Origin of the sequence: Vibrio sp. 10N.261.55.C5 (assembly GCF_041470505.1) — a bacterium.
GTDB classification, from domain to species: domain Bacteria; phylum Pseudomonadota; class Gammaproteobacteria; order Enterobacterales; family Vibrionaceae; genus Vibrio; species Vibrio crassostreae_C.
Genome location: NZ_JBFRMS010000010.1, coordinates 47,931 through 67,024, shown reverse-complemented (window position 1 = coordinate 67,024; position 19,094 = coordinate 47,931). Strand labels below are relative to the sequence as shown.

The 19,094-nt window shown below is 43.6% G+C and carries 17 protein-coding genes and 1 pseudogene; 11 read left to right on the top strand and 7 right to left on the bottom strand.

Translation table 11 applies throughout. From position 1 onward, the window contains the following. Positions 1 to 204: 204 nt before the first annotated feature. The 3 genes and pseudogenes from AB4263_RS03085 to AB4263_RS03075 form a co-directional block, all read right to left on the bottom strand. Positions 205 to 666 carry a hypothetical protein gene (locus AB4263_RS03085; protein WP_372097458.1) on the bottom strand — a complete coding sequence of 154 codons (462 nt, stop codon included), beginning with the start codon at positions 664 to 666 and terminating at the stop codon, positions 205 to 207. A 226-nt stretch (positions 667 to 892) separates the two neighbouring features. Next, positions 893 to 1,693, bottom strand: a complete 801-nt coding sequence (locus tag AB4263_RS03080) for a hypothetical protein (RefSeq protein WP_065583740.1) — start codon at positions 1,691 to 1,693, stop codon at positions 893 to 895. Between the two features lie 209 nt (positions 1,694 to 1,902). Further along, positions 1,903 to 2,532 (bottom strand): annotated as a pseudogene (locus tag AB4263_RS03075) (D-serine ammonia-lyase); the annotation flags it as partial. Between the two features lie 132 nt (positions 2,533 to 2,664). Between AB4263_RS03075 and AB4263_RS03070 the strand changes: the two are divergent. Then, positions 2,665 to 3,858 (top strand): CynX/NimT family MFS transporter, encoded by a 1,194-nt coding sequence (locus AB4263_RS03070; protein WP_102320431.1) that lies wholly within the window; start codon positions 2,665 to 2,667, stop codon positions 3,856 to 3,858. Positions 3,859 to 3,872: 14 nt separating this feature from the next. Here AB4263_RS03070 and AB4263_RS03065 read toward each other — a convergent pair whose 3' ends face one another. Together AB4263_RS03065 and AB4263_RS03060 are read right to left on the bottom strand one after the other, a co-directional pair. Beyond that, positions 3,873 to 4,670: a helix-turn-helix transcriptional regulator gene (locus tag AB4263_RS03065; RefSeq protein WP_372097456.1), complete on the bottom strand. Its 798-nt coding sequence runs from the start codon at positions 4,668 to 4,670 to the stop codon at positions 3,873 to 3,875. Positions 4,671 to 4,726: 56 nt separating this feature from the next. Then, on the bottom strand, positions 4,727 to 5,260 hold the full coding sequence (locus tag AB4263_RS03060; RefSeq protein ID WP_017060498.1) for a YbhB/YbcL family Raf kinase inhibitor-like protein: 534 nt from the start codon (positions 5,258 to 5,260) through the stop codon (positions 4,727 to 4,729). Between the two features lie 243 nt (positions 5,261 to 5,503). Here AB4263_RS03060 and AB4263_RS03055 point away from each other — a divergent pair, with 243 nt between their 5' ends. The 5 genes from AB4263_RS03055 to AB4263_RS03035 all read left to right on the top strand — a co-directional run bounded on the left by AB4263_RS03055 (position 5,504) and on the right by AB4263_RS03035 (position 11,097). Next, on the top strand, positions 5,504 to 6,913 hold the full coding sequence (locus tag AB4263_RS03055) for a DUF3404 domain-containing protein (RefSeq protein ID WP_372097454.1): 1,410 nt from the start codon (positions 5,504 to 5,506) through the stop codon (positions 6,911 to 6,913). Further along, positions 6,891 to 7,538 carry a response regulator transcription factor gene (locus AB4263_RS03050; protein ID WP_372097452.1) on the top strand — a complete coding sequence of 216 codons (648 nt, stop codon included), beginning with the start codon at positions 6,891 to 6,893 and terminating at the stop codon, positions 7,536 to 7,538. Before AB4263_RS03055 ends, AB4263_RS03050 begins: the two co-directional genes overlap by 23 nt. Beyond that, complete coding sequence (locus AB4263_RS03045; RefSeq protein WP_372097450.1) at positions 7,538 to 8,350, top strand: DUF2861 family protein; 813 nt, start codon at positions 7,538 to 7,540, stop codon at positions 8,348 to 8,350. Before AB4263_RS03050 ends, AB4263_RS03045 begins: the two co-directional genes overlap by 1 nt. Positions 8,351 to 8,453: 103 nt before the next feature. Next, entirely contained in the window at positions 8,454 to 9,992 is a 1,539-nt protein-coding gene (locus tag AB4263_RS03040) for a glycoside hydrolase (RefSeq protein WP_372097448.1), read from the top strand. A 247-nt stretch (positions 9,993 to 10,239) separates the two neighbouring features. After that, positions 10,240 to 11,097 (top strand): polysaccharide lyase family 7 protein, encoded by an 858-nt coding sequence (locus AB4263_RS03035; protein WP_017060503.1) that lies wholly within the window; start codon positions 10,240 to 10,242, stop codon positions 11,095 to 11,097. Between the two features lie 160 nt (positions 11,098 to 11,257). Here the strand turns inward: AB4263_RS03035 and AB4263_RS03030 are convergent, their stop codons facing one another. Beyond that, positions 11,258 to 12,169, bottom strand: a complete 912-nt coding sequence (locus AB4263_RS03030) for a LysR family transcriptional regulator (RefSeq protein WP_017060504.1) — start codon at positions 12,167 to 12,169, stop codon at positions 11,258 to 11,260. Positions 12,170 to 12,297: 128 nt separating this feature from the next. Here AB4263_RS03030 and AB4263_RS03025 point away from each other — a divergent pair, with 128 nt between their 5' ends. From AB4263_RS03025 to AB4263_RS03005, 5 genes are all read left to right on the top strand, one after another. Beyond that, positions 12,298 to 13,362 (top strand): HlyD family secretion protein, encoded by a 1,065-nt coding sequence (locus AB4263_RS03025; RefSeq protein ID WP_372097446.1) that lies wholly within the window; start codon positions 12,298 to 12,300, stop codon positions 13,360 to 13,362. 3 nt (positions 13,363 to 13,365) lie between these two features. Next, positions 13,366 to 14,916 carry a DHA2 family efflux MFS transporter permease subunit gene (locus tag AB4263_RS03020; protein WP_017060506.1) on the top strand — a complete coding sequence of 517 codons (1,551 nt, stop codon included), beginning with the start codon at positions 13,366 to 13,368 and terminating at the stop codon, positions 14,914 to 14,916. A gap of 288 nt (positions 14,917 to 15,204) precedes the next feature. Then, on the top strand, positions 15,205 to 16,794 hold the full coding sequence (locus AB4263_RS03015; RefSeq protein ID WP_372097444.1) for a response regulator: 1,590 nt from the start codon (positions 15,205 to 15,207) through the stop codon (positions 16,792 to 16,794). Further along, positions 16,788 to 17,120: an Hpt domain-containing protein gene (locus AB4263_RS03010; RefSeq protein ID WP_017060508.1), complete on the top strand. Its 333-nt coding sequence runs from the start codon at positions 16,788 to 16,790 to the stop codon at positions 17,118 to 17,120. Before AB4263_RS03015 ends, AB4263_RS03010 begins: the two co-directional genes overlap by 7 nt. A 413-nt stretch (positions 17,121 to 17,533) precedes the next feature. Further along, a complete protein-coding gene (locus tag AB4263_RS03005; RefSeq protein ID WP_017060509.1) occupies positions 17,534 to 18,430 on the top strand; it encodes an RNA polymerase sigma factor RpoD/SigA in 897 nt (298 codons plus the stop codon). A 180-nt stretch (positions 18,431 to 18,610) separates the two neighbouring features. Here AB4263_RS03005 and AB4263_RS03000 read toward each other — a convergent pair whose 3' ends face one another. Beyond that, positions 18,611 to 18,964 carry a hypothetical protein gene (locus AB4263_RS03000; RefSeq protein WP_017072193.1) on the bottom strand — a complete coding sequence of 118 codons (354 nt, stop codon included), beginning with the start codon at positions 18,962 to 18,964 and terminating at the stop codon, positions 18,611 to 18,613. Positions 18,965 to 19,094: the final 130 nt, after the last annotated feature.

Below are 19,094 nucleotides of genomic sequence, written 5' to 3'. Positions count from 1 at the left end.
GTCAAACAGGGTAAATTCGGCGACTCCCTTCCAGAACTAATAATTTCCTATTTTCGTTAACCCTCGCCTGACTCAGCGCTCAGATAAGTGTGCATGATTCTTAGGAACAACGGTGGCCAGATTTAGAAGATCAAAAAAGGCGAACCATCTGGCTCGCCTTCACGTTTCATTCTATCTATTAGGTTGTGGTTCTAAGTTAACGATTTAACCGTTACCGGTGGCAAATATCCCAAACGTCATGACGTTCAATGCATCTGTCACGCCCTCTAGTGATTTAATCACCGTCTTAGTCGGTTTATTATGACGAATAAAATAGCTTCCGATGCCTTTTTCACCGCCACTCTTAGCATCGCTTTCCGTTGTTTCTGTCGCTGCTACTTGAGAAGGTCCCACTGATTCTGGCTCTGCATTGGCGTGAGCTATCGTGTCTTTATTTGAATCAAGGTTAGTGAGTGGTTGATGATTAACGATTGAATCATGGGAAGAATCAACGCTGGTCTCAGCGTTTGTATCCTTTGAAGTCTCGAGATTACTCTCTCCCTCTATACTTTTCGACATAGCGTCTTCGTTGCTCAATATCTCGTCGTCTAGCTGATGATTACTCGTTGAAGAACAGGCTGTTAAGAAGAACAGGCTAACGATGAATATGAGTAAGTTTCTCATCATAATGATAAAGCACGAATTAATAAAACATTGTTCGATTGTATTTTATTTGGCTGACGACATCCAGTGATAAGCGGAGTAAACACGAACAGTCACGGTCTTGAAGAGTAAACAAAAGCGTACGGGTTTAGTGCTTAAGAATAATAATTCGAGAGCTCAATTAGGTTGCCCGCCGCTTATCATCTGAAAGGTGGTGTCAGTTAGGCTTGGGGATTCACACGCTATAAGCTTAATCTTTACTGGAACACAGTTCAGAGATTCGGTCACACATGGCTTGGTTGACTGCGAAGTGGGTGTTGAGGAATGCTAGTTGGGCAAGTGCCGATTCAGCGGTGCGCTCGTAGCCTTGGGTAAAGGTTGGTAGCAATTGGGCAAACTTAGGGAAGCGTGCTTCTAGCCTTCTATCCGACATAAATTCATCAACGAATTCAGGCTCAGACTGTTCAGTTTGATCCACAAGATCGATCAAACGATCGAGTGCGTAAGATTGAACGAACCGACTGCCCGACAGCTTTTCGCCTCGGTTATAACGAGACATACCCACATAAAGATTGGTTAGAGCCTCACCAATGATCCAATCTTGGGAATTAGTGTCTGTCTCCCCTTTTATTGGTGAAACACAACACTGTGTATCAAATTCATGTTGCTGCCAAACAATACGCCCTTCAGCAAACGGAATGTGCGCTAACTCGTGGGGTTCAAACACTGCAAACTCACAAAAGATTCCGTCAGCGTACAGAACTTTATAGCCATCGACGGTATTTCTCACTGCGTAGTCGATTGAGTGAATATCAGATAGCCAATGCAAACTGTCTAAGAAATACTGCTTGTGCCCTGTTTGCACTATTGCGAAAAAATCGACATCTGAATACTGATCAAGTCGTTCTGTTTCAATACCTACTGAGCCCAATCCCAGCAAAGCATGAGCCTTACCCGATGCTTCCAAAGACTCCCCAATAGCATCTAAACGCTGGAGTAATTTTTCTGGTGTGTTTATGTGTCTTGTCTGTATCACTTTGTCCGTCTGCATTGCTCAATCCCTATCAAGTTGAATGCCACTCAACCTAACTGATAGTTAGAACATCTAAGAAGCTTAGTTTATAAAATGTGTGTTTTGGATAACGATCTGCGCAAGTTATTGTTTGAATTAAGGTGGGATTTAGAGGTGAGAAAGAGTGTGTACAGGCTATAAACAACACTCTTCTATCATGACTTATCTTTTTAGCAGCTCATATTTGCAACAACGTTGACGCCATGCTCACGAAGTTTGCTTTTCTTCCAAGCTCTCGCGTCTGCCGACATGTGAACAGAGACCGTAAAACCCAATTTGGCACTCATGATACCGATCGACATGCCTAGATTACCCGTGGATCCTACCGCAATGCTGTATTGTTGGAAGAAGTCACGGAATTCAGGTTCGAGCAACTTACTATAGTCATCGCTCTCACACAGTAACCCGGCTTCAATCGCAAGCTTCTCGGCATGTGTTAGTACTTCATAAATACCACCACGCGCTTTGATTGAACCTGAAATCGGCAAATGGCTGTCTTTCTTCATCATCAAACGCCCTTTTATTGGCTGCTGATAATGTGCTCCCAATGCTGATTTCATAGATGGAATGTCAACAAGCTCAGACTCGATGATGCCATTGGTCGCTTGAGTTTCAGGAAACGCCTTGGCTAGATAAGGAGCAAACCTTTGCAGCCTCATGCTCGCATCGTGAATATCTTGTTCGCCTAAACCCACATAAAGCAAACCGCGCTCCAGAGTCGTCATATTTGGGTTAAACCAAACCACTTCTTCCAATGCAATCAATTGTTGAAGCAGTGGGAAGTCCGAGATGAGCTTGTCGATATTTAATACAGTCATGGGTGACTTTTCTGGCTAAGCGCGTACTGCGCAGGTTCAATCATTAGTAAACCTATTTAAACGGTATTTGTGTAATCATTCAATGATCTGTAGGCTAGCCTGTCTTCTCATAAGCAAACAGTAGAACAACCTATGAGCGCCTCTCTTCGTAATAGCATTTTCGTGATGTTAGGGATTCTATTCCTAGCACTTAACCTTCGTGGGCCTTTTACGAGCTTGGCTCCTGTGCTTTCTCAGGTTATGGAAGGCCTCAACCTTACGTCATCGGCTGCAGGCTTCTTAACAGCTTTGCCACTGTTAACTTTTGCCTTATTCTCACCATTAGTCACCAAGATATCCCAACGAATTGGTCTAGAGCCTAGCCTGTTATTAGGCTTAGTTCTGATCACTACGGGTATTACACTGCGCTCTGCTGGGTTAACCCCAACCTTGTATATCGGCACGGTGATGATCGGGCTTGGTATCGCGATTGGTAATGTGTTGTTGCCTGTAGTAGTGAAAGTTAGCTTCCCGACACGCATCGCTACTGTGACTTCTCTGTACATCTTTACGATGGGCATCGGTTCGACGTTAGGCTCAAGTTTGATGGTGCCGTTTTCAAATCTAACCTTATTTACGATCACGGGTTGGCAATTAGCGCTGTTAATGAACTTGGTATTTCCAATATTAGCTTTGATGATCTGGTTGCCTAAAATCAGAAAACGCTCATCTTCGGCCAGCAATAACAAGCAACAAGACAAACCTCTGCCGATGAAACAGATGATTAAAAGCGGCGTAGCGTGGCAAGTAACGTTAGCGCTTGGGCTTAACTCATTTACCTTCTACTCTTTGGCTGGCTGGTTGCCACAGATATTGAACGATCTTGGCTACAGCGAAATCGACGCGGGCTACATTTATGGATTTCTGCAATTTTCGACTATGGTTCCGGGGCTGCTGTTACTGCCGTTCTTAGCCAAAAGTGACAATCAACAATGGCTCATCACTCTATGTGCATCGAGTGTATTTGTTGGATTGATTGGTCTTCTGTATTTGCCTGAGTTTGCGATCTTTTGGGTGGGACTGTTTGGATTAGCCAACTGCTCGACATTTATTATCGCGCTCTCTTTTGTTGGCTTGCGTACATCGAATAGCAGCCAAGCCGCATCATTGTCGGGTATGGCTCAAGGAATCGGTTATGCGTTGGCAGCCACTGGTCCAACGCTGGTGGGTAAGCTTCATGCTCAGACAGATTCTTGGAGTGTGCCGATTCTGTTGATCGCATCTGTTGCCTTTGCGTGCACGATTTTCGCGGCATTGGCAGCACGAGATAAGAAAGTGAGCGTTTAAGCCAAACATAATGACTATGGCGTCGCGACTCTATGGCTGACGACGGTTTTGATGTATTCACTTGGCGACAAACCAAATTTGCCTTTAAAGCGCTGACTAAAACGCCCTTCCGATTGGTAACCGCAAGACTGAGCCAACATCGCCACATTCTGCTGTCCGTTTTGCATCAGATAAAGCGCGTGACTCAAGCGAACTTCAGTCAGTACCTCTCGATATTGCATGCCTTCCAGTTTGAGCTTCCGAATCAATGTGGCTCGGCTCATCGCAAAACGCTCCGCCACCGACTCTAGCGGATGTTTCTCATCTGGTGAATGTGAAAGGTAATGGCTGAGCTTTTGGCTAAACGAGACGTTGGCACTGACAAACAATAGATGCAACACCCCTTTTTCAGCTAATTGCTGGTACAAGCCCTGCAACCAAAACTGTTGAGTCTCTTTGCTCATGCTCTGTGTATCAAAAGAGAACAGAGCATTGAGTGAGTCTTGTAAGTTTCGATCCACTTTTACTGTAGGCAGTCCCAGATCATTCGACCGTTCCTCACTTAAATCAAGCATCGCCTGAGAAGGTTGGAATTGAAAGCTGAACACTCGCGACAAGAAGCGCCCTTTGTGGGGCATGTTCTCAAAACTTAGTGAAGCTGATGCCTCACAAAACAACAGCTCAGAATGTGAGAGCTCTGCCGCTGAATCTTTCCAAAACAGGCGCTTACTGCCTGTAATAATCTGAATGATACTAGGGGATAGAATCCTCACATTACGCAGTTTTTGTAACTGCTCTGCACGAAAGATCGTCACTTGATATTGATGATTCATCTCATCCCCTTGTTTACTTATTATGTACGTGTATAAGCTTTAACGTACATAAGCTATTAACGTGTATAAGTTGCGGTCAGTTTAGCTTTGTCTAAAGCCATGCTGTTCAACGTGAATCCAACCACAGCCGACGGCGTATTTTCGTCGAGGTTAAGTTTGTCCGTTGGTAATGCCCAAACCGTGAACTGGTAACGGTGCATACCATCTTTTTCTGGAGGACAAACGCCACCGTAGCCAACTGTACCGTAATCAATGCGACCTTCTTTGCCACCGACTTTAGAGATGTCGACACCGCGAGGTAGCTCGTTCACAGTTGCAGGGATATCAAACGCAACCCAATGCCAGAAGCCACTTTCAGTCGGTGCATCTGGATCATAAGCTGTGATAGCAAAGCTTTTGGTACCTGCTGGTGCATCTTTCCACATCAATTGTGGTGATTGATTATCGCCGTCACAACCCCAACTAGAGTATTCAAAAGTCTTTGCCATTGGGTGACCTTCTTGAATATCGTTGCTGGTTAATTCGAACGCATGAGCAGAGCCTGTAGCCAAAATACTGATTGCCAATACTGATTTGATGATGAGTTTCATGATGGTTCCTCTTATTAGGTATGAGCCCAGTATAGTCCCCTCATTTCGCCCAATAATGACAGTAAGTACACAATTATCTATTTTATTTCAAATAAATGATACTTACTGTATTTGTACTTTATTATTTAAAAGCATGACCCACTCGACAATTTGTTGTTAAAAGAACACTTGTTGACATTCAGGTTACAAATCGCGCCCAAAACTCTTTAGACTCGCCCCACGACTTTTAACGAGAATGATTGGATGCGCAGGTTTACATTAGCTCTTTGCTTGATCTTTTGGCTCCCAACCCTAGTCAATGCCCAAAGTTTGCAAGATAAATGGCAAACTCTGTATCAACTGAGCTGGCAATCATCCCCACTCTTAGTATCTCAACAAGAGTTGGCTCAGTATCCGAAAGTTCTGCTCCATGAAAATAGCCGCTATCCTGATTTCAACCAATTCAGTTGGGACGACATCGCAGCGTTAGCGTCAATACAAGATCACTGCCAAGCGATTGAAAGCAGTAACCCTTCATTACATGAAGCCATCGAGTTCGAGCTCGCTCTGTGTCAGCAACAAACATTGGATTCGATTTGGTTTGCAGCACACTCCAAACGTCACCCTGCCGGTGGCAGCTTTGCTGGTCGTTATTTAGCCGCTTACCCAGATGTGACCGAGCAGATACGCCCATTTTTGAGTCTTACCAACCCTCAGCACCCTTTATATAACAAACTAGAAAGCCTAAGTGCACAAGGCAGAGAAGCACTGCTCAATGGATACCGCGCTTGGCAACAAGATGATGTGCTTTGGTTAAGTGGCGAACAAGGCTGGAAAGCTATTCCCTTAGATGTTTGGCAACCTATCGCAGAGCAACAAGAGGTATCTTTGGCAGGTGAAACCTGTACTTTTCGTTACAGTAACGTGTGCTTAAACGAGCCTAGCAATGACAATCTGATCATGAAAACGTTGATCTTTACATTGCTGCTAACGTTGCTTTCCGGGCTCGCTAGAGTCTTATACCTAAGAACAAAACAACGAAAAGAGAGGCAGTTCGTTTTACAGCTTCTTACTCATGAACTGCGCACGCCTATTACTAGCCTAGGCTTAACCGTCGAAATGTTTAGAAATCGCTACGATGACTTTTCTGATGAAACTCAAAGTGCGGTTTGGCGTTTAATATCTGACTATCAAAGGCTTTCTCAGCTCACCGAAAACAGCAAAGTGTACCTAAGTTCGGATCAGTCAGAGCCTTTGTTGAAGCAAAACGCTTCATTAGAAGAGTGGCTCGATCATGTCTATGAAAAGCACAATATTTCTTATCAATGTGAAGCGCGTGAAGTTGAACTGAACCTTCCCTATTACTGGCTAACCATCTGCTTGGATAATCTAATCAAGAATGCCAAACAACATGGTAAAGGTGAGGTTTTGGTAAAGGTCGAACTCGGTGACAAGCTGACGATTGAGGTACAAGACGAGGGGCACTTCCCTTCACCGATACAACGGCTCATGTCTGGTGTCACGCCAAGTGAAACGCACGAACTGGATAACATGGGCATTGGCCTGACTATTGTCGAGCACTTGATGAAGCAAGCGAATGGCCGCCTCATTATTCTTCGTAACCCAACCCGATGTATTTTGGAAATTGCTTATGAACACCCTACTGCTGGTTGAAAACGACCAACTGCTTGGACAAGGCCTCGTCAGCTTCTTTGAATCCAATGGTTACCAATGCCTTTGGGCGAAGGATTCAGAGAATGCCAGTAAGCAATGGTTCCGAGCCGATCTTGTGATACTGGATCGACAGCTTGAAGATGGGGACAGCTTGCAACACCTTCCAAACTGGTTGCTCCTCAAAGCGCTGCCTGTGATTGTGTTGACCGCTAAAGTAGAAGTTCAACAACGTGTTGAAGGTTTAATGGCGGGTGCCAAAGACTATGTGACTAAACCATTTTCGAACGACGAATTACTCGCTCGAGTCATTACCCAGCTACGTCCGTTAGGTGTGAGCCTCTTAACTTACGCAAATATCCAAATCAACTTGTCGGAACGGATCGCTTATCTGGATGAAAGCCCTGTAACACTAAAACCTAAAAAGTTTCAGCTATTGGTACTGTTTGTTCAGAACCAAAGTCGTGTGTTTCACCGAGATGAATTACTCAATAAGATTTGGGGATATCAGGCTTTTCCTAGTACCCGAACTATTGATAATCACATACTGCGCTTACGCCAGAAGCTGCCAACATTGAATATAGAAACACATCGTGGCGTTGATTACCGCTTGGCCGGGGAATCATAATGAAAGTTACTTCGTTAACCGCACTGATCTACACATTGCCGCTCGCAAGTCATGCGGCATGGTTTACCGACACGCCATTGCAGCACACCTATCAATCTCTACTTGATGACCAACCTCAAGTTGCGTGGCAAGAGCTGCAAATCGCACTCGATCACAAATCACTCGATAGTGAGCTTTGGCTGCCAGTCAAACAAGAGATCCTGAGCCAGACTCAATGTGGAACCTTACTCAAACAAAGTGCTGAGCCAAAACACCACATCCAAGTCAGCTTCATTCGACGCTATGGCCTGTCGTCGCACGGTTATCAAATCAAAGTCTCTGCCGAGCAACTCAGCAAAGGCTCAGAAACTCAAACTCTTTCTTTGGTATCGCCTAAAGGTAAAGTCCTTCTCGATGGACAACTCGCTTCCAATAATGAGTATCAAGAGATTGAAACCAATGAAATGTTCATCAAACCCGAATCTGGTGTTTATCAACTAAAGATAGGTTCAAATCACTACCCTATTATTGTCGCTTTAAATAACAGTAATCGATGGCTGACGCTCGAAAGTAAACTCAGCGAACCACATATCGTGCTCTCGCCTCCAAAGGTGATCGACAACTGCCCCGACGCTAACGTGAGTTGGCAATGGTTTGATGAAAACTACAACCTGCTGGGTTACAAAGTGCCAATCAAAACAGCGCAAGCACCCGTTCCCACAGAAAGTCCACTTGGAACCAAAGCCAAGCACTTGTGTGCTTCGGTTGAAATGTTTGAATACCAAGGCGCTATTGAAGTCCAATATGTGCAGCGCGTCGCCGTGCCTTTCTAATGGAAAACCACTAAAGCCAAACAGAAAATAGAGACATATAGGTGACAAAGCACTAGCGCTACTTAGGTGTAATAACCGTAGTTACCCTTTACGGAATCTAAATATGCTCAGCGTACGTCACCCACTCAATCTTTCTAATTTTGCCATTGTGGCTTTAACAACAGCTTGTCTGTTTTCATCCAACGCACAAGCGAGCCAAATAACGCTCACCAGTAACAACAATACCGTCGCTACCTCATCGAATACTTTAGAGGTCGATTGGAACGGCTTAAGCGTTAACAGTGCTGCTCTCACCGTTGATAGCCAACCACAGAAAGCGACCAATCTGGTCATTGGCTTTTCCGATAAAGCTGACTCAGCAAAAATCGCCACTTGGACCTTAGTACCCAGTGGAATAAACGTTAAGGCAGAGCTTAATCAAGACCAGCTCACTTTTCAGTTCAGCTTACCTTCAAATATACAGGTGAAACGAAACAAACCCATCGAATTGGCGTGGTTTGATCTTGCCGAACAACAAACTCAGACACTATTTCTTCCGTTTAGTGAAGGTATGCGCGTGCCTACTGACAACAAGCTTTGGGCAAGTTATCTCGTCGGTAACCATTCTGGAAGCAACACTACTCAAGACTTGAAGATGCCTTTTTGGACAGTACAGCAAAACAATCATTTCATTAGCTATCAAATGGTTAATGCAACCAACAATCAACTGCTCTTTTCAGATGCATCCTCTAATGCTTCCTCAAATACAAAAACCAATTTCGAATACGTAAAACAGCGTGCTCAAGACATTATGAGATTCGGCAACTTCAACAGCTTGTTCTTAGATGTTGATGCAACCGCCATGGCACGTGAAGATTACAGCGGCTCTATAGATAGTCATAGCAACAGTAATGGCAATGGCAATGGCAATGACAATACAAACGAATCAGACATGCTTTCTGCGTTCAACAACCGAATGAAGTGGCTTAGCGAGCAACCTTCGTTAGTATTAGGCTCTGAAGACGGCAACAGCCTAACAACAAAAGGCATCGCGTTTGCACACGGCTTAGAAACGGTTGGTTTTGGTTGGACAGACAAAGACATGAAAGAGAACCGCCAATCTCCCTATTACTTAGGTCGTTGGTACCCAGACCAAAAGCCCGACTTCTTCTTTAAGCCGGCCGAGGTTAAAGAGCCCTATAAGTCGCTACTGTTTTCGCCACAATATCGAATTCCACTTTACCAAGCCGTTTTCCATGATGAAGTAATCAATACGCACCATTGGCATTCAGACAGCCTTAAGTTCACTAATGTACAAGCAGAACGTGACTTAACCGCCATGCTGTACAACACACCACCGATGGTTCACTTGACCAGAGATGAAGCTTTATCAAGTTCAAGCCAGAGAATCAAAGCACTCAAACACTATCAAGATGGCTTTGAACCAATGCACGAACAGTTATGGGATAAACAGTTAGTCGATTCCGTATGGTTAGATAAGAGCGGCGATGTTCAACAAACTGAGTTCAGTGACGGGAGTAAGATCATTGCCAATTTTTCAGATCAAACCTTTCATCAGAGAGGCCTTAAAGTCTCGCCGAGCGCTATAAAAGCCGTATTGAGCAACGGACAAACGTTAGAGTGGAAATCAGAGCCTAACTAGTTTGAACGTGCCGTTTTTAAGCCTCACCTTATTCACTATTACGGGTTAGCAGGTAGTATTGTTAACGAGCAAAAATCCACACCTTTGACACTCAGGTACCAATCCCAATCGACACCTAATTCTCTCTATTTTTGTACAAGAAAATTGGGTGCCGACCACAATTTCAAACACAGATGTTTTCACATAAATCTCAAAAGTGATATCAATGCTTATATTGAATGATAATAATACAAAAGAGATATTTTTGATGAAAAAGACCCTACTCACTTGCTGTGCCCTTCTTGCCTTTTCTTCTTCGGCAATCGCTAATGTTCAGTTTTCGAATCCAGAAGGAGCTTTAGGCGAACCTTCTAATTACTCTCAATACCAAAATGTTTTGTCAGTTTCTGAACTTCAAATTTCAGATCCAAACGGAAAGAAAGGCAACAAAGACTATTTTGCGCTCGATAATAACTACGACGGCATTGTGAACAACAACTTCTATGTCGACAAAGAAAGTGAAGCGCTAGTCTTTACCATGAAGAATGACCACCTGCGCAACGAGCTACGCGTTCAGGAAAACTTCCGCACAGACTTAACAAATGAAACATACACATTAAGTTCGGAGGTGGAGATCATAAAACCTGAAGAGTCGATGAAGAACTCAGACTCTAAGCAAGACGAGATCACATTCCTACAAGTACATAACAAAGGCTTAGATGATCTTGGTACTCACAATGTCCCTCACCCTTTGCTTCGTGTTGTATGGAAACGTGACAATAATGGTATTGAAGGGCATTTCTGGGCAATCATTAAAAACAACGCTGTAATTTGTAAAGGATCGTTCGGCAAGAAAAACCAAGACAAGGAAATGTGCAAATCAGACGTAGCATATTCTCAGTATGATTTAGGCAAAGCACCACAAGGCAAACCAACAGCATTTGATTTAATCGTGGGTGATAAGAAACTTATTGTTGACGTAAACGGTGAACGTAAAGTTGAGCAGGATATTGACTACTGGCGTCACCTATTAAGCTACTTCAAAGCTGGCGTATACAACCAATTTACGAATGGACAAAGTGAAGCTCACTTCTACAAGCTAGAGTACACAGAGAAAAAGAGCTAGTTCGGTACTTAGCCTACAACTACATTAGCAATCAGAAAAAAACGAACTTGTTAACAAGTTCGTTTTTCTCTTTTCAATGTTATTGGTCATTGTCAATGAATTACAACTAATCAACAGTTAGGCAGCCGATTCCTTCTGTTGCTCCCAATACAATATGCCTTTATTTCGTTATTTGATTGGCTCTATTTTGAAAGGCAGTCAGTAGATAGTCGATAAAGACCTTTTTACGTTTCGGCATCAACTGCCTGTCTGCATACACTAGGCTTACTGAAACTTCTGGCATCTCATATTCAGGTAACAGACGAATCAGCTTACCTGTCTTAAAGTGTTCCCGACAAATGAATTCAGGAAGCACCGCCAAGCCGAGCCCATCCACACACGCTGTTAGGCATGCCGTGATGGTATTCACCCGCAACTGACACGGCAGATCGATCAAAATCGACTCTCCGCCTTCTAATTGTAAATGCCACTTGGGTAGACGCGCGGCCTTGTTCACCACCTCAATCATTCTGAATGGCGGTTCAAGATCATCGGGTGAAGAGACGTCATCGAACTGCTCTAAATACTCAGGGCTGGCTGCCAATACACGCTTTGATGTTGTGAGGTAGCGAGAAACCAAGCTCGAGTCCACTAGCTCACCAATTTGTGCGTAAAGATCGATCCCCTCCGCAATGATGTCGACTTCTCGATTCGACAGTTCTAAGTTCAAAGTCACGTTTGGGTGCTCTTTTAGGAAGCTGTGGATGTATTTAGCTAATACTTGATGCCCCAATTCGACAGGCAACACAACATTTAACTGCCCTCGGATCAAATCCTGATTGGCTGAAACCTCTAGCTCAGCTTGGTTCATGATCTCTTGCATCTGCATGCTCGACTGATAAAAGCGCTCACCCTCTGGCGTTAAGACTAAACTTCGTGTCGAACGAGTGATCAACCTCACACCTAGATGCTGTTCCAGCTCGTCTAGCTTTCGGCTGACGGTCGACTTGGTCATGTTCAATGCTTCAGCTGCGTGCGTGAAACTCCCACAATCAACAACTTGTGTAAAAACAGTCACAGCATTTAAGTCCATCGTACTTCTCCCAAAGCGCCATTAGTTAGATTTTTGCAACAGTGTTTCCCTTTTTTCCTATCTTATCAATCAATCGAATTCATTTACAATTCGTTACATCTAAATAAAAACAAAATGAGAAAGAAAAAATGACAGAGAACAACAACGCTTCGCAAACAGTAAGCACAAAAAAACGTAAAAAAGCTCCGCTTATTGCTACTGCGATCATGCTGTCATTGGGTTTAGCCGGTGCTGGATACTGGTACGGCTATGGCCAGTACTTTGAATCTACCGACAATGCCTACCTACAAGGCGACATCACGAATATTAGCCCTAAGGTCTCTGGCTATATTGTTAAGTCTTATGTGAGTGATAACCAATCGGTTAAAGAAGGTGATTTGCTGGTTCAAATCGATGACCGTGATTACCAGTCAGCACTCGCTCAAGCAAACGCCCATTTAAGCGTCGTGCAATCAGACGTCAAAAATCTAGTGGCACAACAAACGTTACAACGTAGCAAGATCAATCAAGCAGAAAGCCGCGTTGATTCTGCACAAGCTGAATACGAACGCGCGATTCAACAAGTGGTACGTTCTCGTAGCTTACTAAAGCGTAACTACGCGTCTCAAGATGAAGTCGATAGCATGGTTGCACAACAAAAAGTCACCCAAGCAGAACTTGAAGAAGCAAAAGCAAACCTCGTCGCAAGTAATGATCAGCTAATCGTGATTGCGAGTGAAATCGAACAAGCAAACGCATCCGTGACTGAAGCTCAAGCACAAAGAGATCAAGCACAGCTTAACCTTGATTACACCAAAATTTACGCGCCAGCAGATGGCGTGATTGGTAAACGCAGCGTACGTGAAGGCTTGCTGATTCAAGAAGGCGCACCACTGATGAGCTTGGTACCAAACAACCAAGTGTGGATTGAAGCCAACTTCAAAGAGACACAGCTAAGTGGTATTCACAAAGGTCAGACGGTTGAAGTAGAGCTGGATGCGTTCCCGGGGCAGCCTCTTGAAGGTGTGGTAGACAGTTTCTCCCCTGCGACTGGCGCTAAATTTGCGCTCCTACCACCAGAAAACGCGACCGGTAACTTCACTAAAATCGTTCAACGTGTACCGGTTAAAATTACTATTCCAGATCAGCAAGAGTTGAAAGGTCGACTGCTTCCTGGTTTGTCTGTGGTAGCGACCATCGATAAACGAGGCTAGACCATGAGTAACGCTGGTGTTGTCACCCAAACAAATGATGATGACGAGGTTTCGAGACGCCATTGGATCGCCCTATTTGGCGGCTTGATTGGCGCGTTTATGGCGATCTTGGATATTCAGATCACCAACTCGTCTCTCAAAGATATTCAAGGTGCGCTATCAGCCACCTTGGATGAAAGCTCGTGGATCTCTACGTCTTACCTAGTCGCAGAGATGATCGCTATCCCACTCAGTGGTTGGCTTTCTAAAGCGCTCGGTAAACGCCGTTATATCACGTGGACGACAGCCATTTTCACCATTTCATCTTTGTTGTGTTCGTTCTCTTGGAACATGACCTCGATGATCGTTTTCCGCGCGATGCAAGGCTTCAGTGGTGGTGCTCTAATCCCGCTTGCTTTCTCGCTGGTGATTCAGTTATTGCCGGTCAACAAGCGTGCTGTGGGTATGGCACTGTTTGGTGTAACCGCGACCTTTGCTCCATCGATTGGCCCTACCTTTGGTGGCTGGCTGACGGAGAACTTCTCGTGGCACTATATTTTCTACATCAATATTCCGCCAGCTTTGCTTGTGATCACCATGATCCGATATGGCTTGGACGATGAAAAGCTCGACCTTGGCACGCTGAAAAAAGCCGATTGGTTTGGTATCGCCACCATGGCATTAGGGCTAGGTTGTTTGGAAGTGGTGTTAGAAGAAGGTAACCGTGAAGAGTGGTTCAGTTCGAGCTTTATTATTGGCTTGAGTATCGTGTCGGCGGTGAGTTTGGTTTACTTCGTGATAAACGAACTCCAACACAAGAAGCCATTGGTTAACCTGCGGCTATTGCGGGATGGGCAATTTGCGATGTCTTGTATCGCCTATTTGATTCTAGGAATGGCATTGCTCGGCTCTATCTATGTTCTACCGATGTATCTCACTCAAATTCAGCAATATAACGCGATGGAAATTGGTGAAGTGCTAATGTGGATGGGTTTCCCACAGCTTCTGATATTCCCAATTGTGCCAAAGCTAACACAGATCATTAAGCCTAAGTACTTGGTTACCTTTGGCTTCGCGATGTTCGGTTTTAGTTGTTACGTAAATACACACATGACAATCGATTTTGGCGGGCAACAGCTGATTTTATCTATGGTTCTGCGTGCTATTGGTAGTCCGTTCATCATGGTTCCGCTGTCTTTGGTTGCCATGAAGAACATCAGCAAAATGGACACGCCAGACGCATCAACGTTAACCAACGTAATGCGGAACTTAGGGGGCGCTTTCAGCATCGCGATTATCGCTACGCTATTGGATAACAAAACCCGTGAGCACTTAGCACACATCAAGGAGTCGCTACCTTCAGTGAGTCAACTTGGTTGGCAGACGCTTCAGCAACAACAAGCGTTTTTCATTCAGTCAGGAAGTGATGCCGCAACTGCGATGCAACAAGCACAAGCAAGTTTACTTGGCACAATGCAACGTGACGCTGCCATCATGGCTTACAACGATGTGTTCTTAATGATGACGGCGTTCTTGGCTTTAGCTGCAGTATTGATTCTAAACATGCGTGATTAGCGCAGGATTTTCGGTAAATAAAGCTTCAAGCAAAGAACAACATTTCGAATAAAAAATCGAATAATAAACAGAGAGGTGAGCTTATCGGCTTGCCTCTTTTTTATTTCTAAAACACGTATAACCCCACTAAAATCAGGTAAAAGTCACCTGCGTTTGAAGGCTTTCATAAATGTTATCTAATACTCTTTAATTACCAATAGTTTATTGAGTGTTTGTATGTGATATAGGCACCTTGACAATGTGCAACTTGACACCTAAATTAAAAAATATCATTTGGTATTAAGGAAAATGGATTTGACCTTACCAACAGACCTTCGAATTTTGATCGTCGACGACTCTAAAAGCGCAACAATACTTATTAAGCAGCAACTGGCTAGTTTGGGAGTTTCGCGCGACTGTATTTTTATTGCGACCGACTATCGAAAAGCCATTAAAGCGGTCGAGACACACTCTTTTCATGTACTCCTCATTGACTACCACTTAGAACAGTCTTTTACTGGCTTTGAGCTGTTGGGCATTCTGTATCGAAACCGCCTCATCGATCATACTGTGGCGACAATCTTGCTCTCTGGGGATATGCGTCAGGAAACAGTATTAACCGCCCTTTCAGGTGAAGCACACCACTTCGTTTCTAAACCGATTAATACTCAAACGTTGGGTAAAAAGATCCAAAGTGCCGTGTCCGTTTCAAAGAAACTCACCCAACTGAATGACTTGTATCCCATTGCCAGTCAAGAGAGATTAGCTCAAGCTTTGGCGATCTCCCCTAATGGTACTAGCGTTCAGTTCGAAGCGACATTGATTGAACATTTAATTGCAGGTAAGAAATGGCAGTTACTCTCTAGCGTCATTAACAACTCCAAAACCAACATGCACCCAACCAAATTGGTGGCTGAGGCGCTGATTCTCGACAGCTTAGGCAAGCCAAATTTAGCCATAGATAAGCTCCACAATTTTCTAATAGCACAGCCACTCTCATTGAGCGTGATTGACTGCTTAAGCTGTATCTATGAAAAACATAAAATGCTGCTGCCTGCTCTTAAATTAGCGATTCGTGCATTTGAGATGACTCCCAGCATCAGCCATCGTGCAATCAGGGCCATCGACTTAGCTGAGAACGCAGATAACACACATATGATCATAAAGTTAGGTGAGATGTATGCAACCCACATTTCAGCTGCTGACATTGATGTCATCCATTCCATTGGTGCGCACTTTAATTCCTTAAAAGCAACGTATCAGCGCGAGACGCAACTAAAGTACAAACGTATTTTGCTTGAGCACGCCAACCAATTCACCGAGTTGGTAAACCTGAAACTTCCGGTAAAACAACAGCAGCAAGTTTTGGCCAGCCTCGCCCTATTTCAGAGCAGCATATTGCTCATCGAAAATAGCTCTCAGATTGCCCACAAAAAAGTGATTAGAGCTTCGACACTGTTAACGAACAATTTCCACAGCCAACCGACTTATTTGCTCACTCAGTTATTACCCATGCTCGCCCACTTTGGTGAGTACTCTCTTTATCATTTAACAGTGGAATGTCTCAAATCTCGTGGAGAAGCCATAAATCACCAACTTGAGTCCAAAAATGTCGACCCTTCAACGTGTATAAACATTGAAAATTTGGGTTCGATCCAAGAAATAAAGGACTACATTCACAGTTACCCATATTCAGTTGCCGCCAAACTTGACTATATATACGCCGTCAATAAAGCTCATATAGATGAGAAACTTAGCGACGACTATCTAGAAGAAATCTTACAGTTAGAACTTCCTCCAAAATGGAATCAATGGATTAGTGATTCATCAAGGTATGGTTTTTCCACTAAGCCGCCTAGCCCATTTTCAACATTCAGCCGACAGGAGTCCACATGCTAGACTTTGATGCTTTAAACGCCTATTTAGACAATGACAGAGACGTCATTTACGCCGTTTTGTCTACATATCAAGAAGACCATGGCAATTCGCTACAAGAGATCGAAGAGTTGGTTCAACAACAAGATTGGGGCAAGCTTCATTTTACCGTGCACACCTTAAAAGGCATTTTAGCCAGCTTTGGTGAAGAAACGGCCACAGTTGCATTGGAAAGAGTAGAACAAAACACACTCAATAAGCTTGCGCCGCAAGATGATGATCTTTCGGTTATCTACAGCGAAATGAAGATCATTAATCAGCAAATCGATGAGGTTCTTAGCACTTATTAGTCGATAGAATTAAAACGTGCATGGCGATACTTAACAGCCGACACAGCTAAAAGAGTTGAGGTGCTTGGAAACATTGAACCTCGACTCTTAACATTTTTCTCATCATTTCTCCTCTCAATTATAGTTCTAACCCACACCTATAAATTCACGTCATTTATCTAGATAAACCGATGTATAACACATGCTTTATAAACTATCCGTCTTAATGTTTTAAACGAAAAACCAACACACTTGATGAGATGCAAAATAGTTAAATATTTGTAGATCTTTTTGTGACATAAACATACGAAATTGCATTTTATTTATTGGTAAAGAAGAAATTGTTATCTACACTCTAATGAAACCAAGCGTTAATCACTTGGTAGCATAATAAAAAAACTAAAACGTTCAGTCGGCTAGATAAGGACAAGGAAATGAACAACGATAGTTTTGCTGCGTTTCAGGGGCTCACGGATGAAACACCCATTACCGAATCATTTTCTACCAGTGCAGACCCTTATGCTCATTATCTGAAAGATATTGTTGGCATTGATCTGCTGTCGCGTGAAGATGAGGTGTATTACGCAAAATTGAATCGCGCGGGTGATAAAAAAGCGCGTGATGTCATGATCGAATCAAACCTGCGCCTTGTTGTGAAAATCGCAAAGAGTTACCTAAAACGTAAAGGCAATAATTTCACCCTGCTCGACCTGATCGAGGAAGGCAACATTGGCTTGATTAAGGCCATCGACAAATACGATCCAGAACCAGGCTATCGTTTTTCAACCTATGCTGTTTGGTGGATCCGCGAAAACATTGAAGCCGCACTCATGAACACGGGTCGAACCGTTCGATTGCCAGCCCACGTGTGTAAAGAAATAAACAGCCTCGCCTCAAAAAAGCTCGATGCAAGCAAAAAAATGAGTAAAGAGGTTTCAATTTCTGAGCTATCAGACAGTTCAGGTGTAAAGGCCGAACGCGTCGATCAACTGGTGGCGTTAAGCGGGTTTATTGACGTGACGACAACGGTTGGAACTAGCCATGCGCCTATGGTGCTTGATCAATGCGAAAGTGAATATATCCCAGACCCTCAACAAGATTGTGAGGATCAATCCTTTACCCAAGCTCTAGAACAAATCATCTATACACTTCCTCCAAAATTACAAAAGGTGCTCATCCACCGTTTTGGTTTCTTTGATAACAAGGTGAAAACGCTGTCTGAGGTCGGACAAATGTTGGATGTGAATGTTTCTAATGAACGTGTTAGACAAATGCAGAAAGAAGCGGTCGAAAGAATTCAAAAACGACTCAAATTTGATGGTTGGGTGTAAGTCGTAACCCAGTTGAGAATTAGTTGAAAATAACGTTAAGCCAAAACAAAGACCTTTAGGGTGAGCCTCCAAGCTTACCCTTTTTGTTTGCTGATTCGTTAGAAAAATAAAAAGATCGTAAGCACACGAACCCTAAGTCGCTAATGCCTAATGAAAAATGACAAATGCCACGCCATTAACTTACCTTAAAGAAGTGACTCGCTCACTGCGCAAAATGAGATAATTGATATAAGTGGTTTCAAGACAATCTTGTTCCCACACTGATAAAATCCGTTTAGCCGCAAAATAATAATCTTTGTTTCTCAACAACATCCCAACGGTGCGGCTAAGCTTTTCAAATCGAACGTGATCGCTCGCAGAGATGTAGTCATCTTCACTTTCAATAATGGGCGCTAAACCATCAGCAAACCAATTATTCAATATTTCTCGCATCTCTAATTCGGACTCAGGCACATCCACACTCGACAACTCTCGATGTTGAGGTGGTGGCACTATGTACTTCGACGCTTGCGGTGAACTGACATAACGATACATGTCGTCCCTCCTGTCTAACGGACCCTTCTAATAATTAAGGACATATTTACCTGTTCTCAAGTTTATTTAGCGAAACAAAAAAATAAATAAAAAAAAGCCATGTATCAATAACTCTACATGGCTTTAATGA